Source organism: Cypionkella sp., from assembly GCF_030652235.1.
In the GTDB taxonomy this organism is placed as follows: domain Bacteria; phylum Pseudomonadota; class Alphaproteobacteria; order Rhodobacterales; family Rhodobacteraceae; genus Cypionkella.
In genome coordinates this window covers 51,180-69,660 of the sequence record NZ_JAUSBA010000033.1, presented here as the reverse complement: position 1 = coordinate 69,660, position 18,481 = coordinate 51,180, and the positions used below count along the sequence as shown (strand labels likewise).

Sequence of the window (18,481 nt, the reverse complement as noted above, 5' to 3'; positions counted from 1 at the left end):
AAAAAATAAGCAGTTGATCAGATTGCACCATGCTGCGCGCGCAAAGACTCGGCGGAGAACCGCACCAGCTCGGCCACTTGCAGCAGTTGTTTGGCCAAGGGCGAGGTTTTGCGCCAGACCATGCCGACCATGCGCTGCGGCTTCGGTTCGCCAAAGCGCGCCACCGACACGGAGGCTGAGCGGGTTTCGACCGCTATCGCCATCTCGGGGATCAGCGTCACGCCGATGCCCGCGCTGACCATCTGCACGAGGGTCGACAGCGAGCTTCCGTCCAGAAGTTCGCGCGGCGGGGCGGCGGACATGTTGCAAAACGATAAAGCTTGATCGCGAAAGCAATGGCCTTCCTCCAGCAAAAGCAGGCGCATTTCGCGCAGGCGTTCGCGGCTGGGCACAGGTTTGCCCTCATCTTCGGCGGGTCGGATCAGCACGAAATCTTCGGAAAACAGCGGCACCTCGGTCAGCGACGATTCCGAGACCGGAAGCGCCACGATGGCGGTATCCAGACGGCCCTCTGCCAGTTCGGCCAGCAGTTTCGGCGTGACGGTTTCGCGCAGTTGCAGGTCTAGATCCGCGTTCAGCCGCATCAGATTGCCGATGATGGTGGGCAGCAGATAAGGGGCGATGGTGGGAATCACCCCGATCCGCAGGCGTCCCACCAGTTGCGTCTGTGCGGCGCGGGCGATGTCGGCCAACTCGTCGACCGAGCGCAGAATGTCGCGCACCCGCAGCGCAAAGGCCTCGCCAAAGCTGGTCAGCCGCACGTGCCGCGCGCCGCGTTCAAACAGATCGGTGCCAAGGGCGGCTTCCAACTCTTTGATTTGCATCGATAGCGCGGGCTGCGAGATGGAGCAGGTTTCTGCTGCACGCCCGAAATGGCCGTGGCGGGCCAAAGCTTCAAAATAGCGGAATTGTTTCAGGGTAAAATTTATCATAAGGACAGCTTATCGGAACAATCAGTATATTCAACTTAAACTAATGCTACGGAGTTGTTATAGTAGCACCAGCAGATAGCAAAAGGCGGTTCGCAGGAACGGCTTTCAGCAGAATCGGAGAGAGCGATGGACGGAAACGAACCCACAAGCGGCGGCAAATGCCCGGTGATGCACGGCGGCGGCCAGCACACCACCCACAAGGCCCGCTCAAACCGTGATTGGTGGCCGAATCAGCTTAACATACGGATTTTGCATCAGAATGCACCTGCGTCGAACCCGATGCCAAAAGGTTTTGACTATGCCGAGGCGTTCAAGGCTCTGGATTTGGGTGCCGTCAAGCAAGACCTGACCGCGCTGATGCGCGACAGCCAGCCGTGGTGGCCTGCCGATTGGGGTCATTACGGCCCGTTCTTCATCCGCATGGCGTGGCATAGCGCTGGCACCTACCGCACAGGCGATGGTCGTGGTGGTGCTGGGTCGGGCACCCAGCGCTTTGCGCCGCTGAATTCTTGGCCGGATAACGTCAGCTTGGACAAAGCCCGTCGCTTGCTGTGGCCGATCAAGCAGAAATACGGCAATGCGATTTCCTGGGCCGATCTGATCGTGCTGACCGGCAACGTCGCGCTGGAATCGATGGGCTTTAAGACCTTTGGGTTCGGCGGCGGACGTGTGGATGTATGGGAGCCGCCAGAGGATATCTACTGGGGCTCCGAGGACACTTGGCTTGCGGCCTCAAACGATCCGGCGAACAAAAACAGCCGCTATTCGGGTGACCGCGATCTGGAAAACCCGCTTGCAGCGGTGCAAATGGGCCTGATCTACGTCAACCCCGAAGGCCCGGATGGCGTGGCTGATCCGGTGGCGTCTGGCCGCGATATTCGTGAGACATTCGCCCGGATGGCGATGGATGATGAAGAAACCGTGGCCTTGGTCGCGGGCGGCCATACCTTCGGCAAATCCCACGGCGCGGGGGATGCGGCTTTGGTTGGCGTTGACCCAGAATCCGCCCCGATGGCGCAGCAGGGTTTGGGCTGGCAGAATGGGTTTAAGTCAGGCATCGGCATCCACACCACCAGTTCCGGCATTGAGGGCGCGTGGAAGCCAAACCCGACCACTTGGGACAACGGCTATTTCAACATGCTGTTCAAATATGAATGGGAACTGACCAAAAGCCCCGCAGGCGCGCAGATTTTCCTCGCCCGCGATGTCGAGCCGCAGGATATGATCCCCGACGCGCATGATGCCTCGATCACCCATCGCCCGATGATGACGACGGCTGATCTTGCGATGCGGTTCGACCCGATCTACGGGCCGATCTCGCGCCGCTTCCACAATGATCAAGCGGCGTTTGCCGATGCGTTTGCGCGGGCTTGGTTCAAACTGACCCACCGCGACATGGGGCCGAAGGTGCTTTATCTGGGGCCAGAGGTTCCGGCAGAAGAACTGATCTGGCAAGACCCGGTTCCAGATGCCACCGGCACGCCGATTGATGCGGCGGATGTGGCGGCGTTGAAGGCGCAGATTTTGCGCTCGGGCCTGACAGTATCGGAACTGGTTGGCGTGGCTTGGGGTTCGGCCTCGACCTTCCGCGGCTCGGATAAACGCGGCGGTGCGAATGGCGCGCGCATTCGGCTTGCCCCGCAGAAGGATTGGGCGGTGAACCAGCCGGAGGTTTTGGCGAAGGTTCTGGCGGTGTTGGAAGGCGTGCAAACCTCGTTCAACGCGACTTCGGGCAAGACCGTGTCACTGGCTGATCTGATCGTGCTGGGCGGCTCGACTGCGGTGGAAAAAGCGGCGGCGGCGGCGGGGCATCCGGTTGCGGTGCCGTTTGCACCGGGGCGGACGGATGCGTCGCAAGAGCAGACCGATGTGGAAAGCTTTGCGGTGCTGGAGCCGGTGGCGGACGGGTTCCGCAACTATCTGAAGGTGCAGTATTCGGTCACGGCAGAAGAGTTGCTGCTGGATCGGGCACAGTTGCTGACCCTGACGGCACCCGAGATGACCGTTCTGGTTGGCGGGCTGCGGGTTTTGGACGCCAATACCGGGCATTCCCAGCATGGGGTGTTCACGGCGCATCCGGGCGTGTTGAGCAACGACTTCTTTGTCAACCTGCTGGATATGGGGACCGTCTGGAAAGCCACTTCGGCAGCGGAGACAGAGTTTGAGGGCCGGGATCGTGCCACCGGGGTGCTGAAATGGACCGCGACGCGGAATGATCTGGTGTTCGGATCAAACTCGCAACTGCGGGCTTTGGCCGAGGTTTACGGCCAGAGTGACGGTCAGGCCGCCTTGGTGCGCGACTTTGTGGCGGCTTGGGTCAAGGTGATGAACGCGGATCGGTTTGATCTGGTTTGATGTTGGTTTGAGAATTGAAGGCGCGCGTGGGTTCCGGCCTGCGCGCGTTTTTATTTTGGGGTGTCCCTGCGTGGACTGGGGTTTAGGGTATGTGATTTCAAGGGGTTATGGGTGTATCGTTAACTTGGCGTTAAGGTTTTTCCACAGAGTCTCTGCTGCCCAAAGGGTTTCAGCGGGGCCCAAACCAAAAGCAAAATCTGCGGGGCAGAGTTTGCCGGTGCGCTGCTTCCAAGGCAAGTGCCGTTTGAGCAAGGGGTGTCGTGCAGCAGGCGTCGGCTTGGGAAATCGGGGCGCGGCGGCCTGAGCTGGCGCAGTATCGCGCCTGCCGGGGCAAGACAAACAAGGCCAGAGCGCGTTTACGCCCGCTTCCCCACCACCGCCACGCCCAAAACCTCCAACACCTTCGCCTCAATATGCGACGCGTCCATCCCCGCGCTGCGATACATCGCTTCGGGGCTGGCGTGGTCGATGAAGGTGTCGGGCAGAACCATCGAGCGGAATTTCAGGCCGTGGTCGAAGATGCCCTCATCGGCCAAAAGTTGGGCGACGTGGCTGCCAAAGCCGCCGATGGCGCCTTCTTCGATGGTGATCAGGGCTTCGTGGGTTCTTGCCAGATTTAGGATCAGGTCGCGGTCCAAAGGTTTGGCGAAGCGGGCGTCGGCTATGGTGGGGGTCAGGCCTTTGGCTGCAAGCGACTCGGCGGCCTTTTGCACTTCGGACAGCCGGGTGCCGAAGGATAGCAGGGCGACGCGGCTGCCCTGTTGGATCAGGCGGCCTTTGCCGATTTCCAAGGGGATGCCACGGGCGGGCATTTCCACCCCGGTGCCTTCGCCGCGCGGGTAGCGGAAAGCGATGGGGCCGGAATTATGCGCGGCGGCGGTGGCGACCATGTGGACGAGTTCAGCTTCATCGGCTGCAGCCATCACCACGAAACCGGGAAGGTTAGAGAGGAAGGCGACGTCGAAGCTGCCTGCATGGGTGGCACCGTCTGCGCCGACGAGGCCCGCGCGGTCGATGGCGAAACGGACGGGCAGGCGTTGAATGGCGACATCGTGGACGACTTGATCGTAGCCGCGCTGCAGGAAGGTGGAGTAGATCGTGCAGAACGGCTTCATCCCGCCAGCCGCGAGGCCAGCCGAGAAGGTGACGGCGTGTTGTTCGGCGATGCCCACATCAAACGTGCGCTTCGGGAAGCGGGCGGCGAACAGATCAAGGCCGGTGCCGTCGGGCATTGCGGCGGTGATGGCGACGATTTTGTCGTCGGTTTCGGCTTCGCGGATCAGGCTTTGAGCGAAAACTTTGGTATAGCTGGGGGCGTTGGAGGCGGCTTTTTGCTGCACGCCGGTGAGGACGTCGAATTTACCCGTCGCGTGGCCTTTGTCGCGGGCGGCCTCTGCCGGGGCATAGCCTTTGCCCTTTTTGGTCAGCACATGGATCAGCATCGGGCCAGTGGCGCGGGCTGCCGCGGTTCTAAGCACGGGCAGCAGTTGGTCAAGGTCGTGGCCGTCGATGGGGCCAATGTAGGAGAACCCGAGTTCTTCGAACAAAGTGCCGCCGACCGCCATGCCTTTCAGCATTTCCTTGGCCCGGCGCGCACCTTCCTGCAACGGTTCAGGCAGCAGCGACACCATGCCTTTGGCGGCGGATCTTAGATCTTGAAACGGCTCGCCTGCATAGATCCGGCTGAGATAGGCCGACAGCGCACCGACCGGGGGGGCGATCGACATTTCGTTGTCGTTCAGGATGACAAACAGGCGTTTTTTCAGGTGGCCTGCATTGTTCATCGCCTCAAACGCCATGCCTGCGGACATCGCGCCATCACCGATCACCGCGATGGCATCGCCGGGATCGCCGCCAAGTTCGGCAGCCATCGCAAAACCGAGGGCGGCGGAGATCGAGGTAGAGCTGTGCGCCGCGCCGAACGGATCGTAAGGGGATTCGCTGCGTTTGGTGAAACCCGACAGGCCGCCTTCAGTGCGCAGGGTGCGGATGCGGTCGCGGCGTCCGGTCAGGATTTTATGCGGGTAACATTGGTGGCCGACATCCCAGATGATCTTGTCGCGGGGCGCGTGGAAGATGGCGTGCAGCGCGACGGTCAGCTCTACCACACCCAGACCCGCGCCTAGGTGGCCACCCGTCACGGACACCGCCGAGATGGTTTCGGCGCGCAACTCATCAGCAAGTTGTTTCAACTCGCGGTCCGAGAGGGACTTCATATCGGCGGGCAGATGCACGCGGTCGAGCAGCGGGGTTTTCGGTGTGTCAGCCATAGGTGCCTCAGCTTTCCCGCGCGATGATGAAGCAGGCGCAGTCGATCAGGTTTTGCGCGGATGCGCCGTAGGGGGCGATGTGATCACAAGCCTCTGATACCAAAGATTTGGCGCGTGCGCGTGCGGCATCAAGCCCCAGCAAGGAGACGAACGTGGCTTTGCCTGCGGCTGCGTCTTTTTGCAGGCGTTTTCCAGCTTTTGCGGCGTCTCCGGTCACGTCGAGAATATCATCGGCGATCTGGAAGGCGAGGCCGAGGGCGGTGGCATAGGCGCGTAGGGGTCTTGGGTTTTGCTCGGCAAGAATGGCCCCGGATTCGGCGGCAAAGCGGATCAAAGCGCCGGTTTTTCCGGCTTGCAGCTGAGTGATTTGGTCGAGCGTCAGCGGATCAGGGACAGATTCGGCGGCGATGTCCAAGGCTTGGCCAAGAACCATGCCTTCGGCGCCGGAGGCCTTTGTGAGGCCCGCGATCAGTTTGAGGCGGATGTCGGCGGGGCCTAAAGCGGGGTCGGTGAGCAGCTCAAACGCGAGGGTTTGCAGAGCGTCTCCGGCGAGGATGGCGGTGGCTTCATCCCATTTGATATGAACAGTGGGTTGGCCACGGCGCAGGGTGTCGTTGTCCATCGCGGGCAGATCGTCGTGGATGAGGGAATAGGCGTGCAGGGCCTCCACTGCGGCTGCGGCGGAGATCGAAGTGGTGGGAGAAACGCCCAGCATCCGAGCGGATTCCAAGGTGAGGAACCCGCGCAGGCGTTTGCCGCCAGTGCAGGCATAGGCCATGGCGTGGATCACGGGTTGGTCGGAGAGTTGGGCGAAAGCGGCGTTCAGGCGGGCTTGGATCAGGCCTGCGTCGGCGGCAAGAAGGGTCGGGAAGCTCACATCCCCTCCACCGGGGTGGTGCCAACCGCGCGGCCTTCAGCGGCGCGGATCAGTTCGACTTTTTCCTCGGCGGATTTCAGTTTGGCGGCGCAATGGGCTTTCAACAGTGCGCCGCGTTCGTACAGAGCGATGCTTTGTTCCAACGCGACTTCGCCGCGTTCCAACTGGGTCACGACGGATTCGAGGGCGGCCATGGCTTCCTCGAAGGACATATCCGCTACGGGTTTATCGGTCATCGGCCGCGCTCCTGCAAAACACCCACATGTGCGTTTACCGAAGCGGTCAACGCGGGCAGATCATAGCCGCCCTCAAGGCAGGATACCACCCGGCCCGCGCAATGGCTGTCAGCCAAATCGCAGAGGCGGTGGGTGAGCCAGGCGTAGTCTTCGGTCTGCCAGTCCAGGCCCGCGAGGGGGTCGGCTTGATGCGCGTCAAAGCCTGCGGAAATCAGGATCAGATCGGGTTTCCACGCGGCGATGCGCGGGAAGATCAGGCTCTCGTAGGCCTCGCGCATCGGGCCGGAGCCTGTGTGTTCGCTGAGCGGGACGTTGAGGATTTGGCCATGCGCGCCGATTTCCGAGGCGCTGCCCGTGCCGGGATACAGTGGCATCTGGTGGCTGGAACAAAACAGCGCGCGGGGTTGGTTCCAGAGCAGATCTTGCGTGCCATTGCCATGATGCACGTCGAAATCGACCACGGCGATGCGGGAAAGGGTGTGGTGATTTAGGGCTCTGAGTGCGGCAATAGAGACAGTTCCGAAGATACAAAACCCCATCGCGGTTTCAGATTCGGCATGGTGGCCGGGGGGACGGGCGGCAAGGAAGGCGTTGCTAACTTCGCCTGACAGCACGGCATCAACGGCAGCGCAGGCTCCGCCAACCGCGTGCAGGGCAGCCGCAACCGATCCGGGCGAGAGATAGGTGTCGCCATCAAGTTGCGCCCATCCAGCGACCGGCGATGCAGCGCGGACCTTGGCGAGATAGCGGGCGGGATGCGCGCGCAGGATGTCTGCATCCTCGGCCAAAGGGGCATCGCGGTGGAGCAGATCGAGGCCCTTGAGGCCAGCCTGCACGGCGGCGTAACGCGCGACCTGCTCGGGGTGACCGGGGGGTGTGAGGTGATTTTCAGATTGGGGGGAGTTGATGAGAAGGGTGGTCATGCGGGGCCTTTGGCTGCGGTATAGGCAAGATAGTGCAGGCACCGCAGAACGGAAATGGGCAGTTTTCGAGGCCAGCCGCCGGGGGCGCTTCGCCCCCCGGACCCCCAGAGAGTATTTGCGCCAATGTGAAAGAAAATTTTAGTTAAATTTTATGGGTTTAGCTATGCTGAGGGGCTTCGGGCGCCAAGGATCTCTCGATGATACGCGGGCCACTCCATCCCTGCCCCCGCAGGCCGATGACATCACTGTTGGCTGTGCCTTAAACGAAAAGGGTGCTTTGCGGTTGGCGCGCGAAGCGGGCGCGCGCGGGCGAAACGAGAATAGTGGGCGCGCTGGGGAAGGCTTTTCGGCGCAAATCGCGTCAGAACTTCGGATCGCGCAGCACGATCTGCGTTTGCGTCACCATCGCGGCCATCTTGCCATCGCTGCGGGTCAGTGTGGTCTGCCAGACCATGGTTTGCCGCCCACCGTGTAACAGAACGGCGACGCCGTGCAGCAGATCGCCCGCTGGGATGGCGCGGAAGAAGTTGGTTTTGCTTTCCACCGTGGCGGTGCTTTCGGTGGGGCCTATGTTCAGAAACGCCCCAAGCCCGCCAAGATGATCGGCCAGGCCCATCACCGCCCCACCATGCAGCGTGCCGTTGCGGTTGATCAGCTGCGGCGAGGCCAGCATTTCAGCCTCTATCCGATCAGATTGGGCGGACAGGATGCGCAAACCAAGATGATCGGCAAAGGGGGGCTGGACGCCCAGCAGGGGGTGGTCGAGGGTCATGGTGCGCTCCGTTTAGCGGCGCGGAAAGCCGATGCCCCCCGCGCCAAAGCTGATTTCGGGATCAGCCCTTTTCTTGTTCTTCTTGGCAGGCGATGGTTTCGTTGATCGCTTCATCGGTGCCCGAAAGGTCAATCGACATCACATCAGCGCCTTCGCTTTGCAGCGTCATGGTGGTTTTCGCGGCCAAGTCGGTCAGGAAATCCATGCTGTCAAAGGTGACCATGACGCCGGGCAGATCATCTAGATGCAGGCCTTTGGCGCTGCCGTCGTATTTCTGATCATCGAGCATGAAGCTGATCGGATAATCGGTGCCATCGGTGATCTCACCCCAAGCGGTGTTGGCGGCGATTACATAGCCATTGCCTGCGGTGCGGTCAAAACCGATGCGGACGTGAGAGCCGTCTTCAAAATCCGAAGACAGCAGGCAACCGTTGCCCAAAGTCGGGTCAACCTCCACACTCCAGCCACCGGCCTCGGAATACGGCACGAGGTCTTGCGCTGCGGCGGCGGTGGACAGCAAGGCAAGGCCGCAGGCGGTGGCGATTTTCAGCAGGGTCATAGTCTCTCCCAAAGGTTGTTGTTTGGCCAAACTGGCAGGAAATTGTTACGGAACTGTGGCTGGCTACGTCAGTCGGTTTGCAACATGTAGCCCTCACCGCGCACGGTTTGCAGGTAGCGCGGGGATTTCGGATCGTCTTCGATCTTGCGACGCAGACGGGTGATTTGCACATCAACGGCGCGTTCTTGGCCCGCGCTGTCTTCGCGCGGCATATCGCCGACGAGCTTATCGCGTGACATCGCTGTGCCGGGTTGCGCCGAGAAGATCCGCATCAAGGCGGCCTCGGTGGAGGTCAGGCGAATCAGCTCTTGGCCGCGCCACAGCTCGCCGCGATCCATGTCGTAGCGCACCGGGCCCATGTGCAGGACTTTTGGCGCGGGACTGGAGGCTTTGGCGGCAGGCACACGGCGCAGAATGGCGTTGATACGCAGCAGCAGCTCTTTCGGCTCGAACGGTTTGATCAGGTAATCGTCGGCGCCGGCTTCAAAGCCTTCGATGCGGTTGTTGGTCTCGCCCTTGGCGGTCAGCAGCAGGATCGGCACGGTCAGCGTGGCGCGCAGGGCGCGGGTGAGGCTGATGCCGTCTTCGCCCGGCATCATCACATCCAGCACCAGCATGTCAAATTCCAGCCCGGCCAGCAGGCGGCGGGCTTGGGCTGCATCGCGGGCGGTGGACACCAGAAACCCGTTGCGGATCAGAAATTTCTGCAACAGGCCACGGATGCGTTCGTCGTCGTCCACGACCAGCAGGTGAGCGGGTAATTCGATCATGTGCTGCCCTCTTTTAGGCCTTGATACTGGCGGCGTTGCTCGGCGTCCATCATTGCCTCTAGTACGGTGCGAAACCCCTGGACGGCGCTGGGACCAGCGGCACGGTAAGCGGCGCGCATCCGGGCGCGTTGGGCGTCGGACAGGGCGCGTTCCAGAGCGTGGCCTTTGTCGGTCAGGTAAAGGTGACGCTCGCGCTTGTCCTGTTTGCCGACGCGGGCCTCGACAAGCCCATCTTCGAACAAGGTGCGCAACACGCGGTTCAGCGATTGTTTGGTGACGCCGAGGATGGTCAGCAGGTTACCGACAGTGGTGCCGGGGCTGCGGTTGATAAAATGCACGGCGCGGTGATGAGCGCGGCCATAGTCCATATCCTCAAGGATGCGGTCGGGGTCGGCCGTGAAGCCGCGATAGGCGAAGAACATCGCCTCGATGCCCTTACGCAGGTTCTCATCGGTCAGGAACAACAGGCTTTCGCCGCTGGTGCTTTGTTCGGCCATGGAAGTCTCCTCGCGGTGCAAGATACGTCAGGGTTATTGACATTCCAAGACATAAGGTTTAGCGAATTCGTGATTTAGCGCAATATTACGTCCTATTTGGACCTATGCAGCGCAACATTCGCAAATATGGAGGCTGCGATGGCTGGGTATGACGATCGGGACGGGTTCATCTGGATGGATGGCAAGCTGGTGGAATGGCGTTCGGCCAACGTGCATATCCTGACCCATGCGTTGCACTATGCAAGTTCGGTGTTTGAGGGCGAGCGGTGCTATAACGGCAAAATCTTCAAATCGGTGCAGCATTCGGAACGGCTGCGGAAGTCGGGGGCGCTCTTAGATATGGAGCTGCCCTATTCGGTGGCCGAGATTGAGGCGGCGAAGGAAGCCACTCTGAAGGCGAATGGGCTGACCGATGCCTATGTGCGGGCCTTGGCTTGGCGTGGGGCTGGCGAGGATATGGGCGTTGCGTCGAAGAAAAACCCGATCCGGATGGCGGTAGCGGTGTGGTCTTGGGGAAATTATTATGGCGACGCCAAGACCAAGGGGGCGAAGCTGGACATCGCCAAGTGGAAACGGCCCTCGCCTGAGACGATCCCGCATGAAGCGAAGGCGGCGGGGCTTTACATGATCTGCACGATGTCAAAACATGCCGCCGAAGCGAAGGGCTGTTCGGATGCGATGATGTTCGACTATCGCGGCTATGTGGCCGAGGCGACCGGGGCGAATATCTTCTTTGTGAAGGATGGCGAGGTTCACACGCCGCTGGCGGATGCGTTCCTGAATGGCATCACCCGGCAGACGGTGATCGGGATGCTGCGGGAGCAGGGCGTGACCGTGCATGAGCGGCACATCCTGCCCGCCGAGTTGGAGGGCTTCCAGCAATGCTGGCTGACCGGGACGGCGGCGGAGGTGACTCCGGTGGGGCAAATCGGGGACTATACCTTTGAGGTCGGGGCGCTGACTTTGGGGGTCTCGGATCAGTATGAAAAGCTGGTGCGGGCCTGAGGGCTTAGGCTTTTGATTTTGGCGAAATGAGGAAGGTCCCAACTCGGGACCTTTTTTATGTGTTTGGAGTCAAGGAGTTAGGGGTGTGGCTTTAAGGGTTTGTTAAGGATTAAGGTAGGTGAGGTGCGCTGAAGCATACCCTACATCGTGCAAAGCAAAGGTGGGTCCACCCTGCTTGCGCAGGACCCACCCGCCCTACGGGCTGAGCTTGCAAGCTTGCAGGTGCGTGCTAAGCTTTGCACATGACCAAACCTCACTCCCATCTGTGGCCCGGCGTGCCTTTGGCGCTTGGGGCGGCTATTTTGTTCGGGGCCTCTGCGCCCTTGTCGAAACTGCTGATGGGATCGGTGGACCCGTGGCTTTTGGCGGGGATTTTGTATCTGGGCGCGGGTGTGGGGTTGGCTTTGGTGACATGGGGGCGGGCGCGGATTGGCTTGCCCAGCGCCGAGGCTAAGTTGCAGCGGGCTGATCTGCCGTGGTTGGCGGCCGTGGTGCTGTTTGGTGGCATGTTGGGGCCGTTGTTGTTGATGCTGGGGTTGTCGCGCAGCTCGGCGGCTTCGGGGGCGCTGCTGTTGAACCTTGAGGGGCTGGCGACGATGGCGATCGCTTGGCTGGTGTTTCGCGAGAATGTGGATCGGCGCTTGCTGCTGGGTGCTGCGGCTATCCTGTGCGGGGCGGTTTTGCTGTCTTGGAACGGGCAGGGCTTTCAGATGGATCGCGGCGGGATGTTGATCGCCGGGGCCTGTCTGTGCTGGGGCATTGATAATAATCTGACACGCAAGCTGTCGGCGGCGGACCCGGTGCAGATTGCGATGATCAAAGGGCTGGTGGCGGGCTGCGTGAATTTTGCGCTGGCGCTGTGGCTGGGGGCCGTGCTGCCGGATGCAAAGTTTTTGGTGGCGGGCGCGGTTGTGGGCTTTCTGGGCGTTGGGATCAGCCTTGTGATGTTCATGCTGGGATTGCGGCATTTGGGAACCGCGCGGACAGGGGCCTATTTTTCGCTGGCGCCGTTCATCGGGGCGGTGCTTGCACTGCTGCTGTTCAACGAGGCGCTGACGGTGTCGCTGCTGGCCGCGGGTTTGCTGATGGCTTTGGGGTTGTGGCTGCATCTGTCAGAGCGGCATGACCACACGCATGATCACGAAGCGCTGGAACATGATCATTTGCACAGTCACGACGCGCATCATCAACACGCGCATGACGGCGCGGTAACCGAGCCACATTCGCATTGGCACCGACATGAACCGATGCGGCACAAACATCCGCACTATCCGGATTTGCACCATCGGCACAGGCATTCGGATCGCGCGATTTAATGCGAGTGCGGGCGGTGCGTGAACCTTGCTTTCAGCAGGAACCACGCCCCCTACCGCTGCTGATCAGACCTGCTCGCCGCGCTCGATGCGCAGGTAGTGTTGCAGGCGGGAGTTGGCGTTGCTGCGGGTTTGCGGGCGTTGGTGCAGGGTGCGGGGGGCTGTCGCGGATTGGCTGCGCTCCAGACGCAGGAAGTTTTGCAAACGGCCGCCTTCGGATGCGGTGCGGTGATCGACAAGATGTTTGGTCATCAGGGCCTCTTGTTGCGCTATGACTTGGGTTTGCTGAGATTAGCACGGATGGGCGGCAGGCCCTAGCGCTGGCGCGGATGGGGGCGGGGATTGGCCTATGGCGTGGTGGGGTGGAACCCCACCCTACGCTTGCCGATGCTTGATCCGCCCTGTCTTATGGCGCGCGGAGGATGCCTCCGGCGGGAGTATTTTTGCCAAGATGAAAGCCGGGGGCAGCCCGGATGATCTCTGTGGGGTTTGAACCGGGGTGACGGCGGCGGTTTGGCTGCCACTTGGCTTGGGAAAAATCTGCTTGGCGGCGGTGAAAGCTGTGTTAGCCTTTGCGCAGTTTTACGGCAGATTTTTACGACCTATTTTGGACCTTCGATTTTGGAGTATTCCGATGATTACTTTGCGCATGGGCAGTCATGATCCGCATGTTCGTTTCCTGCAGCGCCTGCTGAACCATTTCCTGAACACCGATCGCGGTTTGGCTGCATTGGACGAGGATTCGGTGTTCGGGCAGAAAACCGATGCGGCGTTGCGGCGGTTTCAGGCGCGCTATACCGGACCTGTCGGGCGGTTGGTGCAGGATGGCGTGCCGGGGCCGATGAGCTGGCGCGCGCTGGGGCTAAGCACCGAAATCTCGCATCCTTTGCCGCGGATCGGGCAGAATACCGGGATGACCTGTTGGGTGGTGGCGGGGGGGCTGGCCTCGGGGCGGATGACCAGCGCTATTCCGGGGCAGGCGCAGTTTGATCCGGGCGACATTCCGAATGGCGGCGGTCTGGGGCCAAGCCGGGCCAATCTGGAGCTTTACGCGCAGTCTTTGGGGATGCGGCTGTTGGGCAATGTGCCGCGCAATCTGGATGCTTTGATGCCGCATCTGTATCGCGGGCCAATCATTTTGGTCGGTGATTGGGTGAACGGCGGCAAGCATGCGGTGGTCGGTAGCGGTTTGTTTTCGGCGGGCGAGCCCTATCGGCAGATGCTGCGGGTGAACAATTCGCTGCCGCAGGGGGTGGGGAGTATCGAGCTGACCGCTTATCCGCTGATGGATTTGCAGGGCACGGGCTATGACCCCTATGCGGTGATCGTGCGTTAGGTCGCTTACGGGGCTTCGGCGGTGTCGCTGCCGGGGCCGAAGCGGTGCGGCAGGGCTGGGGCGTCGGCGGTTGTGCTGGAGCCAAGCAGCGATTGGGCTTTTGTGCTGACGTGGGTGGGCAGGCTTGCCCAGTTGATGTCTGATTGCAGCACGAGCATTGTGGCGATGGCTCCGGGGATGATCAGCCCCGACAGGTTCAGCAGAATACCGAACGGCTGTTTGCGGGTTTTGTGGCGCAGGCGGTGTTGGGCTATTTTCGCCCCGATCCAGCCGCCCAAGGTGGCGAGGATCAGCAAGCTGCGCTCGGGGATGCGGCTTTGCGCGTTTATGGCGCGGGATTTGTCCACCGCAAAGGCTGTGTAGGCGAGGGCGTTGGCCAGCAGGATATAGCCTGCGAGGCAAAGCGCTGCGAAAGCTGTGGTGCCGGGGGTGAGGAGGTTTGTGATCATGGCGCTGGAGTAGCGCCGGATCGTGGCAGGAATTCGGCGATCTGGGGCCGAAATCTGGCCAGTGGCGTTCAAGCGGATCGCGGGTGTAGACTTGCTTCAGGCGGATGCCCATGTCGCCGTCGAGGTGGTGGATGTCCACGCCCTCGGCTTGCAGTTTGGTCACGAAGGCGTCGTTCTGTTGTTGCATCTGGGGCAGGTCGGGGAGGCTGTCGGGTTGGAAAGACCACCCCGTCACGGGATCGCCGTAAGAGCCGATCTCGGGCAGGCGGTGGGCGGGATCGACCACGTTCATTTCCGGGCCGGGGCGGTGCATCAGGATCGAGCGGATGCGGCCGACGTCGTTATCAAGGCCCCGGACCGCGCCCCAAGACGCCATCAATGCGGCGGGGTCCCGAAAATGCCGTTCGGCCCCGGCGGCGCAATGTTTGACGGTTTGGGTGTAGATCCAATGCGGGTTTGACAGGTTTGGGCCTTTGCGAGGGGTCAGACCGCCGAAAAGCCGCCATCGACGAACAGTTGCGTGCCGGTGACGAATTCGGCGTCGTCGGAGGCGAGGTAGAGCGCGGCGCGGGCGATGTCTTCGGGTTGGCCGAAGCGGCCTTGCGCGGCTTTGATTGCGGTATCAGAGGCATCGACGCCCAGCGCGGTAAGTTCGGCCACTTCGCGCAGGCCGTGCGGGGTTTCGATGAAGCCGGGGCAGACGGCGTTGCAGCGGATGCCTTTGTCGCGGAATTCCACCGCGATGGCGCGGGCGAACATGTGGCACGCACCTTTGGTGGCGTCATACAGCACCTCCATTGGGGTGGCGTAGACGGCGGAAATGCTGGAGGTGCAGACGATGCTGCCCTTGCCTTGTTCAAGCATCATAGGAAGGACGGCGCGGGTCATCAGATACATGCTTTTGACGTTCACATCGAACAGCATGTCCCAATCGGATTCCTCGGTCTCAAGGAAGGGCTTGATGACGATGGTGCCCGCGTGATTGAACAGCACGTTGACCGGGCCGAGTTGCGCCTTCACGGTGGCGACTGCGGCGTCAACTTGGGATTTTTGGCTGACATCGGCGGTGGCAAAACAGGCGCGGTGGCCTTGTTGCACGAGGTCAAAGGCGAGGGCTTGGCCTGCATCTACGTTACGGTCGATGATGCCCACCGCAGCACCTTCAGCGGCGAACAGGCGGGCGGCGGCGGCTCCGATGCCCGTTGCCCCGCCTGAGATGATTGCGGTTTTGCCTTTTAGCCGATTCATAGAAGCCCCCTGCCCTGTTGGCCGCAGCCTAGCAGGGCAAGGGGTAGGTTCAAGCGATTAGAGAAGCGTGGTGGTCACGTCGACATTGCCTTTGATGGCGTTCGAGTAGGGGCAGATGAAATGTCCACGGTCGACGATTTTCTGCGCGGTTTCGTGATCGACACCGGGCATCGAGACGGCCAGCGCCACTTGGATGCCGAAGCCGCCTTCCGCGCGCGGGCCAATGCCGACGGTTGAGGTGACGGTGGCGGTATCCGGGACCGTGCCCAGTTTTTCGCTGCTGGCGGCAAAGCGCATCGCGCCGAGGTAGCAGGCGGCATAGCCGACGGCGAACAGCTGTTCAGGGTTGTTGCCCGCCCCGGTGCCGCCCATTTCTTTCGGCACCGCCAGGGTGACGGCCAAAGCGCCGTCTTTGGTGGCCGATTTGCCATCACGGCCGCCGCCGGTTGCGGTGGCTTCGGTGGAGTATACTACTTTCGTCGGCATGATGTATCCTTTGCGATTAAATCGTGTGCGATGCATTTAACGCGAGTCGCTGCAGGCGTCAACCCCGGCAGTTTGCCTGCTTTGGACAATGCTTTTGTGTCGAATTGGTTCCCGCGCAGCTTGCGATCTAATCGCGCGCGATATAGTTTGCGGGAAAGGAGTGCCACCGATGGATCCTAAGCCCAGCCTACCGACTTCGGACATGATCTGTTTCGCACTGTATTCTGCGACTCATGCGATGCAGCACGCCTATAAGCCGCTTCTGGAAGCGTTGGGGCTGACCTATCCGCAATATCTGGTGCTGGTGGCTTTATGGGGCTCGGATGGCCAGACGGTGGGGCAGTTGGGGCAAGCGTTGCAGTTGGAGAGCAATACGTTGACGCCGCTGTTGAAGCGTATGGAGGCGCAGGGATTGGTAGCGCGGGCGCGCGATGCCAAGGATGAGCGGCAGGTGCGGGTGTCGTTGAGTACAGCGGGACGCGAGATGCAAGCGCGCGCGGCGGGGATTCCGGGGTGTATTCTGGAGCGGTCGGGGATGAGTTTGGCAGGCCTGACGGCGTTGCGCGATCAGGTGAATGCGCTGCGGGATCAGTTGCGCGGGGCTTGACGCGTCAGTTTTCTGGGTGAGCGCCGGGGGTTTCACACCCCCGGACCCCGGTGGAGTATTTAGGCCAAGATGAAACAATTTTAGGTAAGTTTTAGATAGTATTGGGGACCAGAGGATTGCTCCTCTGGTCCTGTGTGCTTGTGCTTCAGTTACCCAAAATCGTCGGCAGGCGAAGCCCCTGCTCTTTGGCGCAGTCGATGGCGGTCTCATAGCCTGCATCGGCATGACGCCAGACACCAGAAGCGGGGTCGTTCCACAGCACACGCTCCAACCGTTTTGCGGCGTCGTCGGTGCCATCGGCGACGATCACCACACCGGAGTGTTGCGAAAAGCCCATGCCAACGCCACCGCCGTGGTGGATCGAAACCCAAGTCGCGCCCGAGGCGGTGTTGACGAGGGCGTTCAGCAACGGCCAATCCGACACGGCATCCGAGCCGTCCATCATGCTTTCGGTTTCGCGGTTCGGCGAGGCGACGGAGCCGGAATCAAGGTGATCGCGGCCAATGACGATGGGGGCTTTCAGCTCGCCAGATTTGACCATCTCGTTGAACATCAGGCCCGCGCGGTGACGATCCCCTAGGCCAATCCAGCAGATGCGGGCGGGCAGGCCTTGGAAGGCGATACGGTCGGCGGCCATGTCCAGCCAGCGGTGCAGGTGGTCGTTATCCGGGAACAGTTTCTTCATAGCGGCGTCGGTTTTGTAGATGTCTTCCGGGTCTCCGCTAAGGGCCACCCAGCGGAACGGGCCGATGCCTTTGCAGAACAAGGGGCGGATGTAGGCGGGGACGAAACCGGGGAAGGCGAAGGCGTTTTCCAGGCCTTCTTCGAGGGCGACTTGGCGGATGTTGTTGCCGTAATCCAAGGTTGGCACGCCTGCGTTCCAGAAATCGACCATCGCCGCGACATGGGTGCGCATCGAGGCGCGGGCGGCTTTTTGCACCGCCGCCGGGTCGGTTTCCTGTTTTGCGCGCCATTCGGCGACGTTCCAGCCTTGCGGCAGGTAGCCGTGCAGCGGGTCGTGGGCCGAGGTTTGGTCGGTGACGATATCGGGGCGCGCGGTGCCTGCCTTCATGCGGCGGACCAGTTCGGGGAAGATGTCGGCGGCGTTGCCCAGCAGGCCGACCGATTTGGCTTCTCCGGCAGCGGTCCACTCGGCGATCATCGCCAAGGCTTCATCAAGGGTATGCGCCTTGGCATCGACGTAGCGGGTGCGCAGGCGGAAATCGATGCGGGTTTCGTCACATTCGACCGCCAGACAGCAGGCGCCTGCCATCACGGCGGCAAGGGGTTGGGCGCCGCCCATGCCGCCCAAACCGCCGGTGAGGATCCATTTACCCTTGAGGCTGCCGTTGTAGTGCTGACGGCCTGCCTCGGCGAAGGTTTCATAGGTGCCCTGCACGATGCCTTGGGTGCCGATGTAGATCCACGAGCCAGCGGTCATCTGCCCGTACATCATCAGGCCCTTTTTATCGAGCGCGTTGAAATGGTCCCAAGTCGCCCAATGCGGCACGAGGTTGGAGTTGGCGATCAGCACGCGGGGGGCGTCTTTGTGGGTGCGCACGACGGCGACGGGGCGACCGGATTGCACCACCAAAGTCTCATCGTCTTCAAGGTCTTTCAGGGTGGCGACGATGCGGTCAAAATCGCCCCAAGTGCGGGTGGCGCGACCGATGCCGCCGTAGACCACCAGTTCGTGCGGGTTCTCAGCCACATCGGGATGCAGGTTGTTCATCAGCATCCGCATGGCGGCTTCGGTCTGCCAGGATTTCGCGGTGATCTCGGTGCCGGTGGCGGGGTAAATGTCGCGCATATTGTGGCGGGAGTTGTCGAGCGGTTTGGTCATATC

The 18,481-nt window shown here is 61.5% G+C and carries 20 protein-coding genes; 6 read left to right on the top strand and 14 right to left on the bottom strand.

Annotated elements, in window-relative coordinates:
- Nucleotides 1–17 precede the first annotated feature (17 nt).
- Nucleotides 18–932 carry a hydrogen peroxide-inducible genes activator gene (locus Q7V03_RS10445; protein WP_304925536.1) on the bottom strand — a complete coding sequence of 305 codons (915 nt, stop codon included), beginning with the start codon at nt 930–932 and terminating at the stop codon, nt 18–20.
- 126 nt (nt 933–1,058) lie between these two features.
- Here Q7V03_RS10445 and katG point away from each other — a divergent pair, with 126 nt between their 5' ends.
- Nucleotides 1,059–3,287 (top strand): catalase/peroxidase HPI, encoded by a 2,229-nt coding sequence (gene katG, locus Q7V03_RS10440; RefSeq protein ID WP_304925535.1) that lies wholly within the window; start codon nt 1,059–1,061, stop codon nt 3,285–3,287.
- Between the two features lie 356 nt (nt 3,288–3,643).
- Here katG and dxs read toward each other — a convergent pair whose 3' ends face one another.
- From dxs to Q7V03_RS10400, 8 genes are all read right to left on the bottom strand, one after another.
- Nucleotides 3,644–5,557 (bottom strand): 1-deoxy-D-xylulose-5-phosphate synthase, encoded by a 1,914-nt coding sequence (dxs, locus tag Q7V03_RS10435; RefSeq protein WP_304925534.1) that lies wholly within the window; start codon nt 5,555–5,557, stop codon nt 3,644–3,646.
- Nucleotides 5,558–5,564: 7 nt separating this feature from the next.
- Nucleotides 5,565–6,434, bottom strand: a complete 870-nt coding sequence (locus Q7V03_RS10430; RefSeq protein WP_304925533.1) for a polyprenyl synthetase family protein — start codon at nt 6,432–6,434, stop codon at nt 5,565–5,567.
- Nucleotides 6,431–6,670: an exodeoxyribonuclease VII small subunit gene (locus Q7V03_RS10425; RefSeq protein ID WP_304925532.1), complete on the bottom strand. Its 240-nt coding sequence runs from the start codon at nt 6,668–6,670 to the stop codon at nt 6,431–6,433. Before Q7V03_RS10425 ends, Q7V03_RS10430 begins: the two co-directional genes overlap by 4 nt.
- Nucleotides 6,667–7,593 (bottom strand): histone deacetylase family protein, encoded by a 927-nt coding sequence (locus Q7V03_RS10420; RefSeq protein WP_304925531.1) that lies wholly within the window; start codon nt 7,591–7,593, stop codon nt 6,667–6,669. The genes Q7V03_RS10425 and Q7V03_RS10420 overlap by 4 nt, the downstream gene beginning before the upstream one ends.
- Nucleotides 7,594–7,954: 361 nt before the next feature.
- Nucleotides 7,955–8,365 (bottom strand): PaaI family thioesterase, encoded by a 411-nt coding sequence (locus Q7V03_RS10415; protein ID WP_304925530.1) that lies wholly within the window; start codon nt 8,363–8,365, stop codon nt 7,955–7,957.
- A gap of 61 nt (nt 8,366–8,426) precedes the next feature.
- Nucleotides 8,427–8,924 (bottom strand): hypothetical protein, encoded by a 498-nt coding sequence (locus Q7V03_RS10410; protein ID WP_304925529.1) that lies wholly within the window; start codon nt 8,922–8,924, stop codon nt 8,427–8,429.
- A 68-nt stretch (nt 8,925–8,992) separates the two neighbouring features.
- Nucleotides 8,993–9,694: a response regulator gene (locus Q7V03_RS10405; RefSeq protein ID WP_304925528.1), complete on the bottom strand. Its 702-nt coding sequence runs from the start codon at nt 9,692–9,694 to the stop codon at nt 8,993–8,995.
- Nucleotides 9,691–10,191: a MarR family winged helix-turn-helix transcriptional regulator gene (locus tag Q7V03_RS10400; RefSeq protein WP_304925527.1), complete on the bottom strand. Its 501-nt coding sequence runs from the start codon at nt 10,189–10,191 to the stop codon at nt 9,691–9,693. Before Q7V03_RS10400 ends, Q7V03_RS10405 begins: the two co-directional genes overlap by 4 nt.
- Before the next feature lie 138 nt (nt 10,192–10,329).
- On the opposite strand from Q7V03_RS10400, the gene Q7V03_RS10395 reads away from it, so the two are divergent.
- Both Q7V03_RS10395 and Q7V03_RS10390 read left to right on the top strand, forming a co-directional pair.
- Nucleotides 10,330–11,196 carry a branched-chain amino acid aminotransferase gene (locus Q7V03_RS10395; protein ID WP_304925526.1) on the top strand — a complete coding sequence of 289 codons (867 nt, stop codon included), beginning with the start codon at nt 10,330–10,332 and terminating at the stop codon, nt 11,194–11,196.
- Between the two features lie 242 nt (nt 11,197–11,438).
- Entirely contained in the window at nt 11,439–12,512 is a 1,074-nt protein-coding gene (locus Q7V03_RS10390; RefSeq protein WP_304925525.1) for a DMT family transporter, read from the top strand.
- Nucleotides 12,513–12,575: 63 nt separating this feature from the next.
- Here Q7V03_RS10390 and Q7V03_RS10385 read toward each other — a convergent pair whose 3' ends face one another.
- The gene (locus Q7V03_RS10385; RefSeq protein ID WP_304925524.1) at nt 12,576–12,761 is read right to left on the bottom strand and encodes a hypothetical protein; all 186 of its coding nucleotides are present in this window, start codon (nt 12,759–12,761) and stop codon (nt 12,576–12,578) included.
- Between the two features lie 382 nt (nt 12,762–13,143).
- On the opposite strand from Q7V03_RS10385, the gene Q7V03_RS10380 reads away from it, so the two are divergent.
- Nucleotides 13,144–13,845, top strand: coding sequence for a peptidoglycan-binding protein (locus Q7V03_RS10380; RefSeq protein WP_304925523.1), 702 nt, complete (start codon nt 13,144–13,146; stop codon nt 13,843–13,845).
- A gap of 5 nt (nt 13,846–13,850) precedes the next feature.
- On the opposite strand, the gene Q7V03_RS10375 is transcribed toward Q7V03_RS10380, so the two are convergent.
- Nucleotides 13,851–14,294: a DUF1294 domain-containing protein gene (locus Q7V03_RS10375; protein WP_304925522.1), complete on the bottom strand. Its 444-nt coding sequence runs from the start codon at nt 14,292–14,294 to the stop codon at nt 13,851–13,853.
- Nucleotides 14,295–14,316: 22 nt separating this feature from the next.
- On the opposite strand from Q7V03_RS10375, the gene Q7V03_RS10370 reads away from it, so the two are divergent.
- A complete protein-coding gene (locus Q7V03_RS10370) occupies nt 14,317–14,754 on the top strand; it encodes a hypothetical protein (protein WP_304925521.1) in 438 nt (145 codons plus the stop codon).
- 23 nt (nt 14,755–14,777) lie between these two features.
- Here the strand turns inward: Q7V03_RS10370 and Q7V03_RS10365 are convergent, their stop codons facing one another.
- Nucleotides 14,778–15,542, bottom strand: a complete 765-nt coding sequence (locus tag Q7V03_RS10365) for an SDR family NAD(P)-dependent oxidoreductase (protein WP_304925520.1) — start codon at nt 15,540–15,542, stop codon at nt 14,778–14,780.
- 57 nt (nt 15,543–15,599) lie between these two features.
- Nucleotides 15,600–16,028 (bottom strand): organic hydroperoxide resistance protein, encoded by a 429-nt coding sequence (locus Q7V03_RS10360; RefSeq protein WP_304925519.1) that lies wholly within the window; start codon nt 16,026–16,028, stop codon nt 15,600–15,602.
- A 169-nt stretch (nt 16,029–16,197) separates the two neighbouring features.
- Here Q7V03_RS10360 and Q7V03_RS10355 point away from each other — a divergent pair, with 169 nt between their 5' ends.
- Entirely contained in the window at nt 16,198–16,635 is a 438-nt protein-coding gene (locus tag Q7V03_RS10355; RefSeq protein ID WP_304925518.1) for a MarR family winged helix-turn-helix transcriptional regulator, read from the top strand.
- Between the two features lie 145 nt (nt 16,636–16,780).
- On the opposite strand, the gene hutU is transcribed toward Q7V03_RS10355, so the two are convergent.
- Nucleotides 16,781–18,478, bottom strand: coding sequence for a urocanate hydratase (gene hutU, locus Q7V03_RS10350; protein WP_304925517.1), 1,698 nt, complete (start codon nt 18,476–18,478; stop codon nt 16,781–16,783).
- Nucleotides 18,479–18,481: the final 3 nt, after the last annotated feature.

Bases quoted from the DNA above. Each gene is read 5' to 3' on its own strand.
- Q7V03_RS10445 (WP_304925536.1), bottom strand. From the start codon at position 932: ATGATAAATTTTACCCTGAAACAATTCCGCTATTTTGAAGCTTTGGCC.
- katG (WP_304925535.1), top strand. From the start codon at position 1,059: ATGGACGGAAACGAACCCACAAGCGGCGGCAAATGCCCGGTGATGCAC.
- dxs (WP_304925534.1), bottom strand. From the start codon at position 5,557: ATGGCTGACACACCGAAAACCCCGCTGCTCGACCGCGTGCATCTGCCC.
- Q7V03_RS10425 (WP_304925532.1), bottom strand. From the start codon at position 6,670: ATGACCGATAAACCCGTAGCGGATATGTCCTTCGAGGAAGCCATGGCC.
- Q7V03_RS10420 (WP_304925531.1), bottom strand. From the start codon at position 7,593: ATGACCACCCTTCTCATCAACTCCCCCCAATCTGAAAATCACCTCACA.
- Q7V03_RS10415 (WP_304925530.1), bottom strand. From the start codon at position 8,365: ATGACCCTCGACCACCCCCTGCTGGGCGTCCAGCCCCCCTTTGCCGAT.
- Q7V03_RS10410 (WP_304925529.1), bottom strand. From the start codon at position 8,924: ATGACCCTGCTGAAAATCGCCACCGCCTGCGGCCTTGCCTTGCTGTCC.
- Q7V03_RS10405 (WP_304925528.1), bottom strand. From the start codon at position 9,694: ATGATCGAATTACCCGCTCACCTGCTGGTCGTGGACGACGACGAACGC.
- Q7V03_RS10400 (WP_304925527.1), bottom strand. From the start codon at position 10,191: ATGGCCGAACAAAGCACCAGCGGCGAAAGCCTGTTGTTCCTGACCGAT.
- Q7V03_RS10395 (WP_304925526.1), top strand. From the start codon at position 10,330: ATGGCTGGGTATGACGATCGGGACGGGTTCATCTGGATGGATGGCAAG.
- Q7V03_RS10390 (WP_304925525.1), top strand. From the start codon at position 11,439: ATGACCAAACCTCACTCCCATCTGTGGCCCGGCGTGCCTTTGGCGCTT.
- Q7V03_RS10385 (WP_304925524.1), bottom strand. From the start codon at position 12,761: ATGACCAAACATCTTGTCGATCACCGCACCGCATCCGAAGGCGGCCGT.
- Q7V03_RS10380 (WP_304925523.1), top strand. From the start codon at position 13,144: ATGATTACTTTGCGCATGGGCAGTCATGATCCGCATGTTCGTTTCCTG.
- Q7V03_RS10375 (WP_304925522.1), bottom strand. From the start codon at position 14,294: ATGATCACAAACCTCCTCACCCCCGGCACCACAGCTTTCGCAGCGCTT.
- Q7V03_RS10365 (WP_304925520.1), bottom strand. From the start codon at position 15,542: ATGAATCGGCTAAAAGGCAAAACCGCAATCATCTCAGGCGGGGCAACG.
- Q7V03_RS10360 (WP_304925519.1), bottom strand. From the start codon at position 16,028: ATGCCGACGAAAGTAGTATACTCCACCGAAGCCACCGCAACCGGCGGC.
- Q7V03_RS10355 (WP_304925518.1), top strand. From the start codon at position 16,198: ATGGATCCTAAGCCCAGCCTACCGACTTCGGACATGATCTGTTTCGCA.
- hutU (WP_304925517.1), bottom strand. From the start codon at position 18,478: ATGACCAAACCGCTCGACAACTCCCGCCACAATATGCGCGACATTTAC.